At 35.2% G+C, this 19,711-nt stretch carries 24 protein-coding genes; 10 read left to right on the top strand and 14 right to left on the bottom strand.

Going from position 1 to position 19,711, the window contains the following annotated elements; genetic code table 11:
- The first annotated feature begins 343 nt into the window (after positions 1-343).
- Positions 344-691, top strand: coding sequence for a helix-turn-helix domain-containing protein (locus tag WFH39_RS10295; protein WP_336689832.1), 348 nt, complete (start codon positions 344-346; stop codon positions 689-691).
- Positions 692-858: 167 nt separating this feature from the next.
- On the opposite strand, the gene WFH39_RS10290 is transcribed toward WFH39_RS10295, so the two are convergent.
- The 7 genes from WFH39_RS10290 to ruvX form a co-directional block, all read right to left on the bottom strand.
- The gene (locus WFH39_RS10290; RefSeq protein WP_336689831.1) at positions 859-1,407 is read right to left on the bottom strand and encodes a hypothetical protein; all 549 of its coding nucleotides are present in this window, start codon (positions 1,405-1,407) and stop codon (positions 859-861) included.
- A 7-nt stretch (positions 1,408-1,414) separates the two neighbouring features.
- Positions 1,415-2,365, bottom strand: a complete 951-nt coding sequence (locus WFH39_RS10285) for an adenylate/guanylate cyclase domain-containing protein (RefSeq protein ID WP_336689830.1) — start codon at positions 2,363-2,365, stop codon at positions 1,415-1,417.
- 1 nt (position 2,366) lies between these two features.
- On the bottom strand, positions 2,367-3,167 hold the full coding sequence (locus tag WFH39_RS10280; protein WP_336689829.1) for an adenylate/guanylate cyclase domain-containing protein: 801 nt from the start codon (positions 3,165-3,167) through the stop codon (positions 2,367-2,369).
- A 72-nt stretch (positions 3,168-3,239) separates the two neighbouring features.
- On the bottom strand, positions 3,240-3,824 hold the full coding sequence (locus tag WFH39_RS10275; RefSeq protein WP_336689828.1) for an SHOCT domain-containing protein: 585 nt from the start codon (positions 3,822-3,824) through the stop codon (positions 3,240-3,242).
- A 250-nt stretch (positions 3,825-4,074) separates the two neighbouring features.
- Positions 4,075-4,635 carry a DUF5606 family protein gene (locus WFH39_RS10270; RefSeq protein ID WP_087705859.1) on the bottom strand — a complete coding sequence of 187 codons (561 nt, stop codon included), beginning with the start codon at positions 4,633-4,635 and terminating at the stop codon, positions 4,075-4,077.
- A 77-nt stretch (positions 4,636-4,712) separates the two neighbouring features.
- Positions 4,713-5,285, bottom strand: coding sequence for a peptide deformylase (gene def / locus WFH39_RS10265; RefSeq protein ID WP_087705801.1), 573 nt, complete (start codon positions 5,283-5,285; stop codon positions 4,713-4,715).
- Complete coding sequence (gene ruvX / locus WFH39_RS10260) at positions 5,282-5,698, bottom strand: Holliday junction resolvase RuvX (RefSeq protein WP_116098477.1); 417 nt, start codon at positions 5,696-5,698, stop codon at positions 5,282-5,284. Before ruvX ends, def begins: the two co-directional genes overlap by 4 nt.
- 114 nt (positions 5,699-5,812) lie before the next feature.
- Here ruvX and WFH39_RS10255 point away from each other — a divergent pair, with 114 nt between their 5' ends.
- Complete coding sequence (locus WFH39_RS10255; RefSeq protein WP_087705797.1) at positions 5,813-6,292, top strand: SixA phosphatase family protein; 480 nt, start codon at positions 5,813-5,815, stop codon at positions 6,290-6,292.
- A 391-nt stretch (positions 6,293-6,683) separates the two neighbouring features.
- Here the strand turns inward: WFH39_RS10255 and WFH39_RS10250 are convergent, their stop codons facing one another.
- Positions 6,684-8,228 (bottom strand): serine hydrolase, encoded by a 1,545-nt coding sequence (locus WFH39_RS10250; protein WP_336689827.1) that lies wholly within the window; start codon positions 8,226-8,228, stop codon positions 6,684-6,686.
- A 120-nt stretch (positions 8,229-8,348) separates the two neighbouring features.
- Between WFH39_RS10250 and WFH39_RS10245 the strand changes: the two genes are divergently transcribed.
- From WFH39_RS10245 to WFH39_RS10225, 5 genes are all read left to right on the top strand, one after another.
- Positions 8,349-8,759 carry a hypothetical protein gene (locus WFH39_RS10245; protein ID WP_336689826.1) on the top strand — a complete coding sequence of 137 codons (411 nt, stop codon included), beginning with the start codon at positions 8,349-8,351 and terminating at the stop codon, positions 8,757-8,759.
- A gap of 34 nt (positions 8,760-8,793) precedes the next feature.
- Complete coding sequence (locus WFH39_RS10240) at positions 8,794-9,291, top strand: metallophosphoesterase family protein (RefSeq protein ID WP_336689825.1); 498 nt, start codon at positions 8,794-8,796, stop codon at positions 9,289-9,291.
- An 81-nt stretch (positions 9,292-9,372) separates the two neighbouring features.
- Positions 9,373-9,867, top strand: a complete 495-nt coding sequence (locus tag WFH39_RS10235; RefSeq protein WP_116098473.1) for a Smr/MutS family protein — start codon at positions 9,373-9,375, stop codon at positions 9,865-9,867.
- Between the two features lie 18 nt (positions 9,868-9,885).
- On the top strand, positions 9,886-10,602 hold the full coding sequence (locus WFH39_RS10230; RefSeq protein WP_336689824.1) for a DUF3822 family protein: 717 nt from the start codon (positions 9,886-9,888) through the stop codon (positions 10,600-10,602).
- Positions 10,603-10,673: 71 nt separating this feature from the next.
- Positions 10,674-11,258 carry an RsmD family RNA methyltransferase gene (locus WFH39_RS10225; protein ID WP_336689823.1) on the top strand — a complete coding sequence of 195 codons (585 nt, stop codon included), beginning with the start codon at positions 10,674-10,676 and terminating at the stop codon, positions 11,256-11,258.
- A gap of 17 nt (positions 11,259-11,275) precedes the next feature.
- Here the strand turns inward: WFH39_RS10225 and WFH39_RS10220 are convergent, their stop codons facing one another.
- On the bottom strand, positions 11,276-11,623 hold the full coding sequence (locus tag WFH39_RS10220) for a winged helix-turn-helix transcriptional regulator (protein WP_336689951.1): 348 nt from the start codon (positions 11,621-11,623) through the stop codon (positions 11,276-11,278).
- Positions 11,624-11,711: 88 nt separating this feature from the next.
- Between WFH39_RS10220 and WFH39_RS10215 the strand changes: the two genes are divergently transcribed.
- Entirely contained in the window at positions 11,712-12,311 is a 600-nt protein-coding gene (locus WFH39_RS10215; protein WP_336689822.1) for a nitroreductase family protein, read from the top strand.
- 306 nt (positions 12,312-12,617) lie between these two features.
- Here the strand turns inward: WFH39_RS10215 and murI are convergent, their stop codons facing one another.
- The 5 genes from murI to WFH39_RS10190 all read right to left on the bottom strand — a co-directional run bounded on the left by murI (position 12,618) and on the right by WFH39_RS10190 (position 17,992).
- Positions 12,618-13,448, bottom strand: coding sequence for a glutamate racemase (murI, locus tag WFH39_RS10210; RefSeq protein ID WP_108411039.1), 831 nt, complete (start codon positions 13,446-13,448; stop codon positions 12,618-12,620).
- A gap of 109 nt (positions 13,449-13,557) precedes the next feature.
- A complete protein-coding gene (hemW, locus tag WFH39_RS10205; RefSeq protein ID WP_336689821.1) occupies positions 13,558-14,682 on the bottom strand; it encodes a radical SAM family heme chaperone HemW in 1,125 nt (374 codons plus the stop codon).
- A gap of 51 nt (positions 14,683-14,733) precedes the next feature.
- Positions 14,734-15,684 carry a PorP/SprF family type IX secretion system membrane protein gene (locus WFH39_RS10200; RefSeq protein WP_214588545.1) on the bottom strand — a complete coding sequence of 317 codons (951 nt, stop codon included), beginning with the start codon at positions 15,682-15,684 and terminating at the stop codon, positions 14,734-14,736.
- Between the two features lie 51 nt (positions 15,685-15,735).
- Positions 15,736-16,809 (bottom strand): RluA family pseudouridine synthase, encoded by a 1,074-nt coding sequence (locus tag WFH39_RS10195; protein ID WP_336689820.1) that lies wholly within the window; start codon positions 16,807-16,809, stop codon positions 15,736-15,738.
- Between the two features lie 73 nt (positions 16,810-16,882).
- On the bottom strand, positions 16,883-17,992 hold the full coding sequence (locus WFH39_RS10190) for a PASTA domain-containing protein (RefSeq protein WP_336689819.1): 1,110 nt from the start codon (positions 17,990-17,992) through the stop codon (positions 16,883-16,885).
- 155 nt (positions 17,993-18,147) lie between these two features.
- On the opposite strand from WFH39_RS10190, the gene WFH39_RS10185 reads away from it, so the two are divergent.
- Positions 18,148-19,134 (top strand): D-alanine--D-alanine ligase, encoded by a 987-nt coding sequence (locus WFH39_RS10185; RefSeq protein WP_336689818.1) that lies wholly within the window; start codon positions 18,148-18,150, stop codon positions 19,132-19,134.
- Between the two features lie 91 nt (positions 19,135-19,225).
- Complete coding sequence (gene coaD, locus WFH39_RS10180; RefSeq protein ID WP_072885455.1) at positions 19,226-19,693, top strand: pantetheine-phosphate adenylyltransferase; 468 nt, start codon at positions 19,226-19,228, stop codon at positions 19,691-19,693.
- Positions 19,694-19,711: the final 18 nt, after the last annotated feature.

Raw genomic sequence — 19,711 nt, 5'->3', positions numbered from 1 at the left:
AAGGGTAAAGGTTTTTGGGTAAAACTGTACTCCGACTTCCTGCGTTTGCGGGCAGTCTCGGTGTAGCGCTGTTGTTGGTTTTGCAGCAGAACTCCGTTTATTCGGGAGGGGCTGAAAACAGCAGGGTTGAGATCTTCTTTTTCATCATCTGTGTATTTTGAAAATTTGTACCTGAAACCTATCCAAAGACCGCATTTTTACCGATGAAAAAGTTCAGAACTTTTTGTTGTCGGCTCGGAATGCGTCTTTTCAATAGGTCTTTCGAGGCTTTTGCTAATTCGCTGATACAAATATAGTAATATTTTTTAAATATCCAACATATTGGATAAATTTTTTATACTTAATGGAGAAAAAATTCACTTTCGAAACAACTCAATTTGATTTTGACTTTGTCAATCATATCAAAAAGCTAAGAAAATCAATCGGTTTAACTAAAGAAGAACTTAGTTTAAAAATGGGTTTGGCGAAATCTTTTGTTGGAAATGTTGAATCATATACTCAGCGTCATAAATATTCAACCCGCCATATTTCATTACTGGCAAAAGCATTCGGCTACAAAAATATTTCCGAACTCATGGATTTCCCCACTCCACAACACGACCGAATTAAAGTAACCGTGAAGCAGGTTTACAACGAAAGCGGAACAAAGGTGATGGAAAGTGAAGTGGTGGGAATTGAGGGGATTGAATAGAAAAACTCCTGAGTTTTCAGGAGTTTTTGGTTGGTGACTTGTGAGTGATTACACTGTACTTAATATTTTAAATTACTTTTTGAAAGAAGAATACTCAAAATTATTAATAAATACTAAAGTTGCAGGAAATTATTTATCCTCAAAATTAATTATTTTATAAACAAAGTTTATAGAAAGATAGGCAATAGAATAATAAAAAATATAATAGCTAAAAGAAAAAAGAAAGCTCCAATTTTAAAAAATTGATACTTTATCCAAGTGATTCTCGAATTATAAAGAATTTGTTCTGATAATTCTTTCTCATACTGTGTGAAAGCCACAGTTGAATTTACTTTAGTTAAGAACTTATTTTCAAAATCCACTTCATCCAAGCTACGCAAATAACCATAGTAATGAATATTTTCAAAAAACTCTTCTTTGTCTATCAGATTACTTAGTTTAGTTATCATTGATTTAACTAAATAACCCTTTTCAATTTTTGATAATATTGGAAAAACAGAAACTAAAGAAGATAAAAAAGAAAAAGATGTTATAGGTAAAAATACATAATAAACAATAGTTTGTATTTCATTTTCTTTAGAAAAAGTAATCTGCGTGAGTCCAAAATCAATTGCCGCAACTAAAGTTAATAGTCCTAAATTTTTCGCTTCCGCAAATTTCAACCATTCATTTACATTACTAAATATATAGCGTAATTGTTCTTCGTATTTTGTCATATTTATATTATTTTAATTCCCAAATTAGGTTTGCACTATAGACATTATAAGAAATATCTTTTATAACATTTGGTTCTATCTTTTCCCACCAATCATTTACAATACTTTTACAAGCTGGTCTTAATTTTTTATATTCATCATACACTTTCTTGTTTACTAATATTGCCCCGAATGAAGTTTTATTTACAATTTTTTTATACGATATAACCTTATTAAAAAAACCAAGCCTTATTGTTCCGTCCTCAGAATTTTTAATTTCTTCTAAAAACTGCTCCGAAGAAATTACTTCAGTTTGTTCGGTTGAAATATTTGGCATTTGAAAAGGCAAAGGGTTTAATATGTTATATCGTTTTTTCTTAACTTCAAACTGAATTTTTTCTATTTCCTTATTAGCACTGTCTGTTAATCTTGATGCAAAATTTGCTGGTTTACCGGTCCAAACCAATCCTCTATGCTCAACACCGTCTATTCCGTGTTTTCGTACGCCCACTTTTAAAACCCTCATTTCTCCATAGTCTATTCCAATTCCACATTTAAAACCTGGTATAAACTTCTTACTTATAATGTCAGCAATATGATTAATCGTAATTGCACAATCAACTGAATTAACGAAACAATTGTCTGGGTCAAACACAACCATAACCCTATCTCCAATAATATTTCTAATGTGTCCGTTGTATCGTTTTGCTGCTTTAATTACTGCATTAGTAAATACAGTATAAAGTTTAGCCATTGTTATATTTTGATGCTTTCCTGTCAATTCAACTGAATTACGAATATCTACAAATAAAACACAGGTGTTAATTTTCTTACCTTTCTTTGTTTCTCCATAACCGAATGTTAAGCCTGCATCACTTCGATTGGGAACACCATTATAATCTGAATAAACAAATTCAGTGCTTCTGAAATCATCTATATCTTTAGAAATCTCTTCTAAAAAACTGTTAATAGTTCCCATTTTATAGATAATTTGGAAATTTAAGAGTTTTTATTTTCTTAAAATCAACGCCTTGCAAATCCGGAATTTCTAATTCTTCAAAAAAAAGATTTTTAACACTGAATATACTTTTTCCCCATCCAAGTTTATCGTAAGCTGATCTCGTAAAAAAGTTAATTGCATTAGAAATTGAAACGCTTTCTAATCTATACAATTCTGTAATAGGTTGACCTATCATAGTGTATTCTCCATATTCTTCTCCTGGTACTTTATAGTAAGTAACAGAACCTTTATGGATAGCAACTTTAACGTTTTTATCAGAGCTGTGAAACTCTTTAATTACTTCTTCAGCACACCTTTCCGCGTGATGTACATATTTTGGACTATCAACTTGTAAAAAAGGTTTACCAAATACACAAATAATTCCATCGCCCATTAATTTTTCAATCTCTCCTTTATGTTTATAAATGATAGGAATAATGCGTCTATAATAGTCGTCTAAATAATTTTTGATATTTACATTATTCCAACCCGATATTCTTTTTGAAAAAGATGTTATATCTATAAAAAGAAGTGCAACATCTTCATCTCTTCCTTCTTCAAAATATTTTATTAATTCTGGTTTTTCAGGATTAAGATTTTCATTGATAAATGAAAACATTGCTCGCTCACTTAAATCCTCATTTAATCTTTTAGTATCAAATACCTTTATTAAGACATCTTTTGCCTCTCTTTTTTCTAAATAATCTAAAATTCGACGATCTTCATTATCTAAATCGTAGAACTTTTCCTTTAACTCGTAAACTTGTTTTAAATTTGGCATATTAGTTTTTTTTAGATTTTTAATTACAAGATAATTTTTAATTCATCTTTCTATTTAAATTAAAATTTAAAACTAATTACCCTCTAACAATTTTTTCTTTTGAATATCATACTCCTCTTTTGTAAGAATACCATCATCAAGAAGTTTCTTTAATTTGAGAATTTCATCAGCAATACTAACATTTTGCTTAAGTTCAATAACTGCTGCCTTTGGTTTTGGTCTAAATTCTTCAGGGACAATAATTTCACCAGAAATAATTGCATTATCTACATCAATTTCGTATCGACCTGAACCAAATGTTATTAAGGGTTCAAAAGTTTGTCCGATTTTTTCATTTCCGCGAACAACAATTTTAACAACTTTACCTTTATGACCTGCCATATTTCTAGGCAAGGAAAACTGAGATTTATTATAACTATTACTGTTAGTCATCGTCATTATTGTTCCAAAGCCAGTTGAATTTCTGCGAATAAATTTGAAATCACCGTCCGGAGTTGATCCTGTTCCTAAATTTATATCTTGCCCAACTGTAATTTTAAAACCACTCCTTGTAATTAAAGTATCTCCTACCAATCTAGTTTGCGTAGCATCTTTTTCCTGCGAAAATGCATTCGAAAAAATTAATATAATCGATAATGTGCTTAAAAATTTTTTCATTTTGATTAACTTAATTAAAATATATTTGCTTTAAATTGTTATAAAAATTTAATAATTTCCAAATATAATAAACCATAAAGTAGTTTCCATCCGGATTTCCGTAAAGACAAATGTAATTATGTAGAATATTATTTTCATCAGTATTTTCCCTGAATTTTAACATTCATAAACTTCGCATTTAAAAATTTATGCAACAAAAAAACCTCATCATTTCTGACGAGGTTTTATATTTTAAATTCAAGTAAATGAATTATCCTTGCTTTCTGTGAGTGCTTTTAGGAGCAGATTTTGCGGCAGAAGTTGCTTTTACTTTTGGTGCTGCAGGTTTTTCTGCTTTTGGCGCTTTTTTAGGCGCTTCTTTTTCTACGTTTACGTCTTCCGTTGCTGCTTCACCTTCTAAAGTTTCAGGCTCTGCTTTTACGAAGCTTTCCGGAGTAATGTATCCTGCTTTCTGAAGGATGTTGTACCACTGCGCCAGTTTTTTGATGTCTGAAGCGTATACTCTTTCGGTATCGTAGTTTGGAAGAGAAGCCGTCATGAATTCTTTCAGTTCAGCATCTGTTGCTTTATGGTGGATCGCTTCTTTGTAATCGTAGTTTTTAGCAATATTTTCAAAAACTTCGAACAACGGAACTTCTTTATCAAAGGTAAACATCGCGATGTTATCCAATAAACTTACCTGACTGGAGTTTCCAATGCTTACTTTTTTCTTCGTGGTAACGTCTTCAATAATAAATCCGTTTCTTAATTGTGAAACTAATTTGAAAAGTCCTGGTTTTCCTGAAATTGAAATTATTTTTTCTAACAGCATAATTTTATTTTTTGTAAATTCTGCAATCGGCATTCCGCCTTTTGCTATTTAATATTTTTTTTATTTTAATTCAAACTTTATTTTGGAAATCTCATCTTGTAACCGATGCTTACATCACCCTGAGTAATTTTCGACAGTTTTCCTTTTACAAGCTTCTTCTTCAAGGCGCTTAAATGGTCTGTAAACAAAATTCCTTCTATGTGATCGTACTCATGCTGAATTACGCGGGCTCTAATATCGGAAAAAGTTTCTGTATGTTTTACAAAATTTTCGTCATAATATTCGATCACGATAGTTCCTTTTCTTTTTACATCCTCTCTTACATCCGGAATAGAAAGACATCCCTCGTTGAATTTCCACTCTTCACCGGATTCTTCAAGAATTCTGGCATTAATGAATACTTTCTTAAATTCTGCCAGTTCATCCTTAATATCCTCATAATCTTCATCTTCTGCCAAAGGACTTACGTCGATCACAAAAAGACGGATATCCAGTCCGATCTGTGGAGCAGCCAAACCAATTCCGTTGGCGCTGTACATGGTTTCGAACATGTTGCCTATCAATTCCTGTAGCTCGGGATAATCTTTATCTATATCCTTCCCTACTTTTCTTAAAACTGGGTCACCAAAGGCTCTTATCGGTAAAATCATCTTGTTCTTTGTTCTAAAAAATTCTGCAATATGATGGTTGCGCTTACTTTATCTATTAATCCTTTTTCCTGTCTTTTCTTTTTATTCTTTCCGCTTTGGGAGATAAAAAACGAAGCCATTTTGGAGGTAAATCTCTCGTCGAAGCGGTGTACTTTTATCATCGGAAATTCTTTCTGAAAAACTTCAATGAATTTTAAAATATCTGTTTCCACTTCGGATACATTCCCCTTTAAATCTGTCGGAAGACCGATTACCACTTCATCCACCCGATTTTCACCGAAATATTTCGTCAGAAAATCAATAATTAATGAAGTCTGCACCGTCTCCAGACCGCTCGCAATAATCTGCATATCATCCGTCGCAGCAATGCCGCAACGAGCTTTTCCGTAGTCTATTGCAAGGATTTGTCCCATAGGTTTGCAAATTTAGTAAATTTTAATGATTTTATTCCAAACACAGTTTTTTTTATAAATCAATGTTTTAATCCGCTAATTTTTTTATAATTTTAATTATTCAAAAACAAAATTATGAAGAAACTCATCCTCGTAAGACATGCGAAAAGCGACTGGCCGGAAGAAACCGAAGACTTTGACAGACCTTTGGCAGACAAGGGTTTAGAAGAAGCAATGCATATGTCCCGATTCATGAAAAACAATAACGTAGCGATCGATTACTTTGTATCGAGCCCCGCAGTACGCGCACTGAATACGTGCAAAATTTTCAACCAGGCTTACCAGATCAGCATTAATACGAATGAGAAACTTTATAATCCTTCCGAAAGCAATTTCGAATCTGTAATCTACGATCTGGACGACAGCCACGAATCGGTTGCCTTCTTCTCTCACAACAACGGAATTTCCAATTTTGCGAATTCCATTTCCGAAGATATTTTCCATTTTCCAACCTGCGGGGTTGCCGGTTTCGAGATCGACTGCAATTCGTGGTCGGAATTCGACGGAGCCAAAAAGAAACTGCTGTTTTTCTACGATCCGGGCAAGATTAAATAAATCGTCTGTAAAAATTCCCCTCCTATGGAGGGGTGGCGAAAATTCAAAAGAATTTTTGACGGGGTGGTTTTAGAATGTGGGTGAAAAGTAAATTTGTGAATAGTGAATTTAACCACAAAAGTCGCAAAAGATTTTAAAGCGTTATTAGAATATGTAAAGTTCTCAAAAGAATAAAAAATCAAAGATTTTTAAAAACTAATGTGTTCTAAAATATTCGCAAAGCTTGATTAATCTAATGTGACTTATGTGTTAAAAACTTTTTGGACCATTATAAAAAAGCCTAAATAAACTTAATCAATAATTTTGGCTAAAGCCTTTCTCTCCACTTCAAACAAAAAGACGGGCTAAAGCCCGTCCCTATTGATAATCATATTAAATGATTTTTCCTGAATTATTTTCGTCTCAGATCCAGATCATCAAAATCAAAACTGAAATCTGTAACGTCTGAAATGGGTTTTAATCTTGCAGATTGAGCTTTTCCGGTTTCATCATAATCAAAAATAATATAAGCATCGGCATCGTAGCTTCTGTCGTCCCATTTAATGATGAAAGAATTATTGGAATACGGAAGAAGTTCCCCTTTTAAACGTGAAGAACTTTTGCAGGAAATTCTGTAGGTACTTCCCTGCTGTGCAATTTCCACATCACCAAACCACTGGTCGTTGTACATTCCTACAAACTGCTCCGGTTTTGGCTGTAAATTTTTATCTTTTTTAAATGTTTCAGATTTTGCAAAAGCCTCTTTTTTCTGCTTATCAAAACTTTCCTCCATTTTTTTCATCCGGTCGCCGTAGGTTTTCAGCCAGTTGCGGTCTGCAATTCCCAGATAAGAATCTTTCACGGTATTGGTAATCGTGTTGAAAGCCGCTCCCGATTGCTGATTCGTTAAAACAACAATTCCAAGTTTCATATCCGGAATCAGCGTAAACTGCGTTACCGTTCCGATCAGTCCTCCTGTATGCTGAATTTGTTTATGACCTTTCACATCGCTTAAAAACCAACCCATTCCGTATCCATAGAAACTGGTATCATAAGGATTTTTCGCCGCCACACCACTCGGAATCTGTAAACTCCATAACTGCTGAACATTTTTATCTGAAACTAATTTTTTGCCGTCTTTCGTTGTAAAATTATTCAGCAGAAATTCTGCCCAGGTGGTCATGTCTTTAATATTACTCATAATTCCTCCGGCTGCGTTGGCTGTCTCGTTCCAGTCGTGAGGAACGGCGATGGCTTTTCCATCTACCGGTGCATGAGCGTCAATTTTGTTGGTAACAGCTTTGGCTCTGTTATAGCTTCCGAAACTGGATGTCATTCCTACAGGTTTCATAATGCGCTGTTCGATAAATTCTGCCCAGCTTAATCCCGAAACTCTGTGGATTACTTCTCCGGCTACGATAAACATGATGTTATTATAATCTAAAGTTGTTCTGAAAGGATTTTCAGGCTTTAAATATCTTACGTTGTGAACGATGTCGTTTACCGTTAGATTTCCGCCTTCCGGAAAGAACATCAAATCTCCCTGTCCCAAACCTAATCCGGCTCTGTGTGTTACCAGATCTTTAATGGTAACATTCTGCGAAACATACGGATCGTACATCTGAAATTCAGGAATGTATTTTGAAACTTTATCGTCCCAGTTCAGTTTTCCTTCGTCTGCTAAAATGGCAAGTGCAGTACAGGTAAAACCTTTAGAGTTGGAGGCGATTCCCACCAATGTAGTATCATCCATCGGTTGTTTGGAAGTTAAAGAACGTACTCCAAAACCTTTGGAATAAATTACCTTTCCGTCTTTGATCACACCAACCGACATTCCCGGAACGTCGAAAGTTTTTAAAGTGTTCTGGACCAATTCATCCAGTTTTTTCTCTTCAACCTGCGCATTAGCAATCCCAACCGATAAAAGAAGAAGGAAAAAAGAAAGTTTCTGCTTCATTTTTAATTTTTTTCAAATGTAGTAAATAATGCGGTTTAAACTCTTTTGAAATTTAAATGCAAAGATTCATCAATTCAAAAAAAGATTCTTTATTTTCGGTTAAAATACTTTTTTATTGTGATGAAAGCTTCAATTTATATTTTCCTACCAGCATTACTTCCTTTTATTTTGATTAAAAGTCAAAATACGGTCGATAATCCATACTTATTTCAAACATGGAAATTTAAGAATACGGAACATCTAAATGCTATTTATGAAAAAAGTAAGTATTCTGATAAGAACACATTAAACTTTAGACTTAGTAAAGATGGAAAAGTTATTGCCAACTGGATTGAAAATGTTTGTTATTCAGGAGATAAAAAACCGAAGTTTAAATTTAAAAAGATAAAAGGAAGCTGGGAAAAGATTTCAGACTCTGTCATTCATATTAATTTCACCACAAATGTAGGTTTAAAAGGAAACTATATCATTTCAAATCTCACAGAGGAACAGTTAACATTAAAGATGTTTGTAAATCTTAAGAAAAAATAATTTCAAATCTTATCTTTGCAGAGAATTTTAAATAATGACGAAAATCCTGCTTCTTTCCGACTTTCATTCTTATATCGACGACCGCATTTTAGAATATGCAGGTCAGGCGGATGAAATCTGGCATGGCGGAGATTTCGGAAGTATGGATGTCATGGAGCAGCTTGAAAAGATAAAACCACTGAAAGGGGTTTACGGAAATATCGACAACGCAAAAATACGTTCTGAATTTCCGGAAGTGAGTCGTTTTATGTGCGAAAATGTAGAAGTTCTCATGATTCACATCGGCGGTTATCCGGGAAAATATACACCGTTGGCAAAGCAGGAGATTGCTGAAAAAGCTCCGAAGCTGTTTATTTCGGGACATTCGCATATTCTGAAGGCGATGTTTGATGAAAAAAACAATCTTCTTCACCTGAATCCGGGAGCGTGCGGAAAGCAGGGATGGCATAAAATGCGGACGATGATGCGTTTTGTAATCGATGATACGGAAATAAAGGATTTGGAAGTTATTGAACTGGGACCGAAGTTTTAAAATAATTTTTAAACCATTAAGAAAAAAATTGAGGAGTTAAGAATAATAAGAGATTGCTTCGTTCCTCGCAATGACAGTACTATGAAAATTGGTGATAAAGTTTCTGTGGTAGATGAAGATTTGAGCGGGGTGGTTACTTCCGTGAAGGGAAATATCGTGGTTTTTAAAGATGAGTACGGTTTTACGCATCAATATCCAAAGGAGAAACTTGTTCCGAAAATTTCGGATTTTTATGAAAATACTCCCATTGTAAAAAAAGCGGAGCCGAAAAAGGTAATTTCCAAAGCACATCAGAAAAATCATTTGGTTCTTGATCTTCATTTTCATAATTTAGTTAAAAATCCAAATGATTACACCAGTTTTGAAAGACTTTTCATCCAGAAGGAAAGGCTGGTGGAAACCATCAACTTTTGCAGAAAACACAATCTGAAAAGGCTGGAAATCGTACACGGAATCGGAGACGGAGTTTTGCAGAAAATGGTATTCGATACATTGGAAAGCCAGACGAATGTGGATTTTTATAATAAGGAAATACTTCATCATCAATCGGGTGCGGTAATGGTAGAATTTCACTAAATTTGCAGGAATCAAATTATGAATATACTTAATTTACTTTTTACCAAAGACGGATTAATCTATCAGATTGCTAAAAATAAGAGCATTGTGGAAGAGAAATCGTATTTCGTGGATGAAGAATCTCCGGAACACTTTATTTCGGATATGCTGGATAAAGTGCTTCTTCTGCAGAGATTTGATGAGATCCATGTGATTTCCGCACTCAATCATTTCACGTTGATGCCGGAAGGTTTTTCCGAGCATGAAGCAGGATTCGATCTTATCGCCTTCAACGCTCCTGTGGATAAAGAAAAAGAAGAACTGATGCTTTCGATTAATGAAAAGTTTAAAATTCAGTTTTATTATACATTTCCGAAGCATTTTTACAAAAAGATTAAAGAACTGGCGCTGCCTGTTCAGTTTAATTTTTCCGGTGAAAAGTTTTTAAATTCCATCAATAATAAAAACAGCAAAGAAATTCACATCAACCTGTATCATAACCAATGTGAGTTTTTCGCGATAGACAACAAAAAAATTATTTTATACAACAATCTGGATGTTAATTCTGAAGTAGATTTTCTTTATTTCGTGATGTTTACGTTAAGCAAAATCGGTTTCGGGATCAATGAGACCAATTTCTACGCGTACGGAGAAACTACTGAGAATGAAACGTTTATTTCAGAGCTTCAGAAATTCGTAAAGAATATGAAAATTGTATTTGATAATATTCCTTCTAAAAATTTTATATTAAATTAGGTTGCAGAAGATCAGATAGCAGGTTTTAGTTTATCTGCAATCTTTTACCTCCAATCTAAAACCTATCAATTATGTACAGAATCATATCCGGCAAATGGAAAGCCAAAAAAATCGCCGCTCCGAAGAATTTTGATGTAAGACCGACCACGGATTTTGCCAAAGAAGCACTTTTCAGTATTCTGGAAAACACCTACGATATGCAGTCGGTTTCCGTGCTGGATCTTTTTGCGGGAATCGGTTCTATTTCGTTTGAATTTGCTTCAAGAGGATGTCAGGATATTACCTCCGTAGAAATGAATCCGAAACATACCGCTTTTCTTAATTCTACCGCTTCTGAACTTGGATTCAGTCTGCAGGTGAATGTTCAGCGGGGCGATGTTTTCGACTGGCTGAAGAAATTCAGAAACAAAAAATCTTTTGAAATTGTTTTCTCCGATGCTCCTTTCGAAATGGAAGAAAAAAAGTATCAGGAAATTATTTCTCTGGTTTTAAACAATAAATATTTGAAGGAAAACGGAATTCTAGTGATAGAACACCAAAGCCGAATGAAATTTGATCATCCGAATTTAATCGATACCCGAAAATACGGCAATGTAAGCTTCAGTTTTTTTGGACCGAATAAGGAAGAAACTACAGAAATACAGAATCAGGAATAATTTTCCTGATTTTTTGTTTAAACAATTTCTACTTTGCTGGAATTTTGTACCGCGCTTTCACCCCATTTTGCAATTTCTTTTAAAAGAGGAAGCAACGTTTTCCCGAAATCCGTTAAGGTGTATTCTACCATTAAAGGCGGCTTTTCTGTGTACACCTTTCTGTCGATAATATGATCTTCTTCAAGCTGTTTTAGCTGTAAACTTAACGTTCTTTCTGTAATTGTGGGAATTAATTTTCTTAGCTCGTTGTATCTTTTTGCCCCATCAATCAGATAAAACAAAATCACGGCTTTCCATTTTCCGCCGATAAATCTCATGGTAACCGTTGTACAGCAAGGATATTCTTTATTATCTATTGAATACATTTTTTTCATACTATCATTTTAGACCGTTATTGCAAATATATCAAACATACATTAATTTTGCAACTATAAAAAATATAGTATAAAAATTATGAGCTTTTTAGACAAAATGAAATCGAGATATACCGTAAAAAAGTATAATCCTCAAGGTACAATAAGTGAAGAGCAGATTCAGCAGCTTAAAGAAATTCTGCATTTAAGTCCATCTTCCATTAACAGTCAGCCATGGAATTTTGTGTTTGTATCGGAACCGGAAACAAAAATACAGCTTGCCGAAGCCTCTTATTTTAACAAGGAAAAAGTATTGGACGGAAGTCACCTTATCGTTTTTCAGGCACTTAAAAACCCTGAAGATTTTGAAAAGCAGATTGAAGAAAATCTTCCGGAAGGTTCGGTAACTTATTATAAAACTTTTGTAAAACCAAAAGGTGAAGCGGAGATCAGATCGTGGCTGAAACATCAGGTTTATCTTTCATTGGGCGTTTTGCTTTCTGCGTGCGCAGATATGGAAATAGATTCTACTCCGATGGAAGGAATTGAAACTGAAAAATATGATGCGATTTTAAAGAACGAAAAGTACGAAAGTGTTTTTGCAGTAGTGATTGGCGTAAAGTCTGAAGAAGACAAAAACCAGCCGGTTCATACCCCGAAAAGAAGACTGGAAAGTAAAAATGTAATTCTGGAAATTTAATAGAGCTTATATTTTGGGAGCTTTTTCCCGCTTTCCGTACTCGCTATTTATTACTATTTTGGCTGCGGCAGCTTCGCTGCCGCAGCCAAAATAGTAATAAATGAGCTCAAACAAAACTCCAATCGGGGCTATTTCTGCTGACTGAATAGTATTAATACTCCTATTTTGTCATTCCGTAGAAATCTCGACCGAAATATTTTTCTTTATGCACTTGTCTGTATTATTTCAGGATGAAAAATCAAGCTGATAAAAATTACAGATTGATGTACAAAAAAAGCTGTTTCAGATGGAGACAGCTTTACTTTTTTATAATACTTTCAATTCTAAATCGATGGTTTTTCCGAAGAATTTTTTTGAGATTTTTTCGAAATTTTTCGTTAAATCCGAAAGATAGAAATGGTAATTCGGTTTCGGATTCTGCTCATTCAGCAGATGATATTTATCGAGGATAATCTTCAGGTGGTTCGCGACAATATTCGGAGAATCAATCACACGGACACGGTTTCCGTAATATTGCTTGATTTCATCTATCAGTAACGGATAATGCGTACAACCCAAAATTAAAGTCTCAATATTTTTTAATTTACTGTTGCTCAGATAATTGTATATAATTGCGTGGGTAATCGGGTGATTTTTAAAACCTTCCTCAATAGCAGGAACCAATAAAGGTGTTGCCAGTTCATCCACCTTGATCCATTTATTATGCTTTCTGATGCTTTTTTTATACAACCCTGAATTCACCGTTGCTTTCGTTGCAATGACGCCCACATTATTATGGATTTCATAGGAAACTTTTTCTGCAACCGGATTAATTACGTCAATCACAGGAACTTTACCCGCAACAGACTGCATCACTTCATTCAGCGCATTTGCCGTTGCTGTATTACAGGCAATAACAATCGCTTTACAGTTTTGCTCCAACAGAAAATTGGTGATCTTTGTAGAATATTCGATAATCGCTTCCTTCGATTTTTCACCATACGGAAGATGTTTGGTGTCACCAAAATAGATCAGATCTTCGTTCGGAAGAAGTCTTTTTATTTCTTTGGCAACTGTAAGTCCGCCCACTCCGCTATCGAAAATTCCGATAGGCTGTTTCGGGGAAAGATGCGAATAATCCTGCTTTTTAGTTTTCAAAATTGAGCTGAAATTTTATACAAAAATAGTGAAATTGTTGGATGCAGAAGATGGATGTTACAAGTTTTTCACAAACCGTTCTTCCGACTCCCGGCTTTAGACTTTCATCTTAGACGATGAACAGATCCGAAGCAATTCCGTCTGCCATAAACCAGTGTTTTTCCGGAATTTTAAGATGGTTATTTTCTGTTACCAAAATTCCTTCTTCCAGCTTTGGTTTGATTTCATTCTGAAAATGTTCTAAAATGCCGTTATTAAATTTTTCTTTTAAGCTTCCCAGATCAACGCCCCATATTGTTCGTAAGCCAATCATGATCATTTCATTAAACTGATCGTTTTGCGAGAGAAATTCTTCTTCTTTAGCCAAAAGATCTGAGTTTAATTTTTTGATATACTGCTGATTGTTGGCAACATTCCAGCTTCTGACATCAAATCCGTTGTAAGAATGTGCAGAAGGACCAATTCCCAGATATTCTTTATATTTCCAGTAGGAAGAATTGTGTCTTGAGTAAAATCCGGGTTTGGCAAAATTGGAAACTTCATAATGCTCAAAACCATTATCTTTCAGAAAATCCGATAAGTAGTAAAATTCTCTGTTCTGTTCTTCTTCCTTAGGGCTTTTTACTTTTCCTTTTGAGATCCAGTTTTCTAAAGCGGTTTTCGGCTCAACAGTTAAAGCATAAGAAGAAATGTGCGGAACTTCAAGCGCAATGGTTTTATTTAAATTTTCTTTCCAGATTTCCAGATTGGAAGTTGGCGAACCGTAAATTAAATCAATGCTTAAATTTTCAAAACCAAAATCCTGCGCTCTTTTGATGGAATCTTCGGCTTCGTTTGCAGTGTGTGCCCGATTCATTAATTTCAGATCTTCCTCAAAAAAACTTTGGGTTCCGATGGATAGACGGTTTATCGGGGATTCCGACAGTCCTTTCAGGAAGTTTTTATCCAGATCATCCGGATTCGCTTCTAAAGTGATTTCGATATCCTTTTCAAAAGTGAAATGTTTTAATACCTCATCAATTAAAGATTTGATTTCATCCGGCGAAAGAATAGAAGGTGTTCCGCCTCCAAAATACAGTGACTGTAAGTTTTTGTTTTGCAATTCATCTTTTCGGAGAAAGATTTCTTTCTTCATCGCAGCCAGCATTTCATCCTTAAAATTTAAAGATGTAGAAAAGTGGAAATTGCAGTAGCTGCACTTTTGCCTGCAAAACGGAATGTGAATGTAAATCATAAAAAAAGCCCTGAAAAAATTCAGAGCTCAAATTTATTTAAATTAAATCAATTAATATCTATAACCTCTGTGGTTAATGAAGTTATCGAAGTTATATCCTAACCCGATCATGAAGCTGTTTCCTCCATATTCCTGAATATCAGACAAACCTAAGTTGTAAGTAGCTCCAATCATGAATTTGTTGAATCTTACTTTTACAACCGGAGCAATCTGTAATTGCTGGCTGTCGAATCTGTTCTGAACAGATCTGTAGCTTACCCCGAAAGAGAAAGCATTGATATCGTTGAAGAACGTTGCCATTAAGTTATAATCAATCGTTCTTGTAGAGTTTGTGTTCAGGTTGATTAAAGCTGAAGGTGTGAAATAGATGTTATCACCTACATGCCAGTCATATCCTAAGTTTAAGAAAAACTTGATCGGAGAAGGCTCACGTCCGTTTACGATCGCTTCATCGTTGGTAAGAGCGATATCGTTAACTGAAACTCCTGCGAAAATATTTCTGTAGGTAGCCTGTGCTCCGAAGTTTGCATATGCCATGAAAATATTACTTTCACTTCCCTGCAATAATGGATCTGAAGCATCCTGCGTGTTAATCTTTGAATAATCAAAATTCATGTTGTAGAAGCTAACGCTTGTACCGAAAGAGAACTGATCTTTTCTGTCTCCATCGCTGCTAAGAGGAATAAAATATGAAGCACCCGCTGTAATACCACCTGCAGAAATAGGGCCGTTGCTGTCTCTGAATACAGATAAACCTGCTCCTACTCTATCAAAAATGTTCGCGTTAATCCCTACCGACTGAACGTTTGGAGACTCACTGAACTTCGAAAATTGCTGCTGATAGTTAAGATTAAGCTGCACATAGTCGGTCTTTCCGTATTGTGCCGGGTTGAACAAAAACTCACCGTCTAAAAGATACTGTTGATAGTACGGTAAAGTTTCTTGTGCTTTGTATGCATTTGACAAAAGAGCTAAACATACGATAGCATATAGTTTTCTCATAACAAATCTTGATTTCAATTCAACAAATATAAAAAAATTCTCAATATATTTTTAGTTTTCTAAATAATTTCTCCATTTTTTTACAGCATCCGCCATATCTTTCGGCATTGGGCTTTCAAAATATAATTCCTTCTTGGTAGTGGGATGTATAAATCCTAAAGTATGGGCATGAAGTGCATGTCTGGGTAAAATCTCAAAGACATTTTTTATAAACTGCTTATACTTAGGAAGATTCACTCCACGGAGAGGGGTATGACCTTCATATCTTTCATCATTGAATAAAGTGTGACCAATATGTTTGAAATGCGCTCTGATCTGGTGGGTTCTTCCGGTTTCAAGCTTACATTCTACCCAGGTCATGTATTTAAATCTTTCTAAAACCCTGTAATGCGTTACAGCATGCTTTCCCTGACTTCCGTCTTCATAGGTATGCATCTGCATCCTGTTTTTCGGATGACGACCTATATGGCCTCTTATTGTACCTTCATCATCCTGTACATTTCCCCAAACGAATGCCCAATACAATCTTTTAGTTTTTCTGTCGAAAAATTGTTTTGCCAGAAAGCTCAGAGCATATTCATTTTTTGCAATCACCAATAATCCGGAAGTGTCTTTATCAATTCTATGCACCAGTCCAACCCTGTCAAGATCGGATTTTTCGCCATTCTGTTCAAAATGATACGCCAAAGCATTCACCAATGTGCCGTCCCAGTTTCCGAATCCCGGGTGTACTACCATTCCCGGATCTTTATCTACAACGATAAGATCGTCATCTTCGTATACAATATTGATGGGAATATTTTGCGGAATGATAACATTTTCCCGTGGAGGGTGCGCCAGAAGCACCGAAACCTGATCTCCCGGTTTTACGCGATAATTCTGTTTTACCGCAACACCGTTTACGATAACATTTCCTGCTCTGCAGGTCTGTGAAATTTTATTTCTGGAAGAATTCTGACGGAAAATCAACAGAAACTTGTCGATTCTCAATGGTTCCTGACTTTTATCTACCGTGATGTTAAGGTGTTCATACAGTCCTTTATTTTCCTCATCAATATCAAGATTATCGATACTGTTCTGATCTAATAATTCTTCGTCCAAAAAATCTTCGTTATCTTCTGCCATTGTTTTATCTTTTATACAAAAGGCTTCAACATAATGAAAGTTGAAGCCTGTATTTTTTATAATATTTATCGTTTTATTCTATAACCATCTTTTTAGCTTTTGGCTTCTCTGCAGGTTTTGCAGGAGTTGCTGCAGATTTATTGTTGCTCGCTGGCTGGTTATTACCAGAACTACTACCTGTATTAGAAGTAGTAGTCTTTGGTTTATTTTCAGTTACCGGTTTCGTTGATTTTACCGTGGTTTTAGAAGCATCTGTTTTTGTTGCATCTGTAGACGGTTTAGGGGTTTCCCTTTTCGGAGTTACCGGCGGCGGAGGAACTTCCTGTGACGGTTCCTGACGAACTGGCATTTCCTGATATTGAATCGGAGGCAGAGCGGTGTCTACTTTCATTCTGTAGGTAGAGTTCAGCTGTTCTATTTTTGCACTCAGTTCAGCCAGTGTTTTCTTACTTGCCCAAAGATCAATCTGCATTCCCTGATCCCGGACATCTCCGGCTGCAGGATCCTGATAATAGATAACATCAGATTCATCTTTACTTCCGTCTTCGTGGTCCACAAGTCCCACTTCAAACATACTTCTCGCAATAACCTGTCTCGCTTCCTTCACCGTTAATCCCACTACATTAGGAATCGCTATATTTCGTAATGGTCCTGAACCAATAACTACATCCACCACAGAGAATCTTGCCAGTTTAGTTTTTGGTTTTACTTCATTTCCGTTATATAAAATTCGGATCACTGCATCTTTCTGAATGCTTGGCTCGAAGATGGTGTCTCCAACTTTCAGCCCCACCTGTTCCAGACGCTGGAAAGCAAGACCTGAATATTTATTGATTACATCCGGAACTTCAACTTTAGCCCAAGTTCTTGGATTTACTCTTAACTGGATCGCTCTTCCGTCTTTTACACGGGAACCCGGAACCGGATACACCTGTAACACCTGAAAAGGTCTGTATTTGGGATCATAGTTAAAACTGTCCACTTCATATTCCAATCCCGAATCATCCAATATTTTGATGGCCTCCTGTACAGATTTATTAACGATATTTGGAACGGGAATTTCCTGACCATGATTGGTATGATATTCTAACCAACGAAACGTAAGCCAAACCAACCCCACAAAAACACCGATGGCTACGACTAAGTTCAGTAAAACTTTCCAATTGAAAAGTGATTTAAGCATACTTAAAATGACTATAATTAGACAGCAAATATAATTAATAATTTTAGAATGTGCTTTTAATTTAACACATTTCACTTTTGATTTTAAAATTTCAGGATTTACGTTTACGCGTTGTATAAAATCATTAAATTTGCCTTAACTGATACTAAACAAAAATGAGCAAAAAACAAGTTGCCGTAGTGATGGGAGGCTATTCAGACGAATATGTTGTATCATTGAAAAGCGGACAATTAATCTACGATTCCCTAGACAGAAATCTTTACGATGTATATAAAGTAGTTATCCTGAAAGATGAATGGTATTTTTTAGGTGAAAATGAGCAGAAATCCCCCATTAACAGAGGAGATTTTTCTGTGACTTTACATGATAATGAAACATTGAAATTTGATGTCTGCTTCAATATCATCCATGGAACACCGGGCGAAAACGGAATTCTTCAGGCATACTGGGACGCAATCGGACAGAAATATACGGGATGTGATTTTTATCAGAGCGCTTTAACATTCAATAAAAAAGATACTTTAGCGGTACTTTCAAAATACGGAATTCCTTCTGCGAAGAGTGTTTATTTAAGAAAAGGAGAAGAAATTAAGGTTGATGAAATTATAGAAACTCTTGGTTTGCCTGTTTTTGTGAAACCCAATCAGTCGGGATCCTCTTTGGGGATTTCTAAAGTAAAAGAAAAGGCTGAATTCCTTGCTGCCACTGAAATTGCTTTCAAAGAAGATGATGAAATATTAATTGAAAGTTTTCTTGACGGAATGGAAGTTTCCGTAGGAGTAATCGATTATAAAGGAGAAACAATTGTTCTGGGAATTACAGAAATCGTTCCTACCAACGAATTTTTCGATTATGAAGCCAAATACGAAGGTGCTTCTGAGGAAATTACGCCTGCAAGGATTGACGATGAAACAAGAATCCGCGTAGAAGAAATTGCAAAAAGAGCATATAATTCTCTTGGGATGAGTGGTTTCTCAAGAAGTGAGTATATTCTGATGGACGGAATTCCTTATATGCTGGAAATGAATACGAATCCGGGATTTTCTCCTGCAAGTATTCTTCCGCAGCAGGCAAAAATCTACGGAATTTCTATTACAGATCTCTGCGGAAACGAGGTTGAAAAAGCATTACAAAAAAATTAAAAGGCTGAAAGATGAAGGATAGAAGCCGGCAGTTTATCTCTCTATATTTCTCACCTCATCATTCATAATTTATAACTATAATTTATCACGCATGAAAATTGCTGTTTTTCCGGGGTCATTTGATCCCATTACTTTAGGACATTACGATATCATTGAGAGAGCGGCGCCGCTTTTTGATAAACTGATTATTGCTATCGGGCAGAATTCCCAGAAAAAATATATGTTTCCGCTGGAGAAAAGAATGGAATTCATCCAAAACTCAGTTGCGGAATTCCCAAACGTGGAAGTAGATTATTTTGAAGGTTTAACCGTTGATTACTGCTTTGAAAAAAACGCACAGTACATCATAAGAGGTTTGAGAAATCCTGCCGATTTTGAGTTTGAAAAAGCAATTGCCCACACCAACAGAACTTTAGCGCATAAAAAACTGGAAACGGTATTTTTATTAACGTCTTCAGGAAAATCTTTTATCAGCAGCAGCATTGTAAGAGAAATCATCAATCACGGCGGAGAATATGAGCTTTTGGTTCCGGATTCGGTGAGAGTAGAGAAAAAATAGAATAATTGATAAATGATG

It is taken from the genome of Chryseobacterium sp. MMO-72 (assembly GCF_037146035.1).
GTDB lineage: Bacteria > Bacteroidota > Bacteroidia > Flavobacteriales > Weeksellaceae > Chryseobacterium > Chryseobacterium indicum.
The sequence above is the reverse complement of the archived record's forward strand: the minus strand, read 5'-3'. Positions and strand labels throughout refer to the sequence as shown.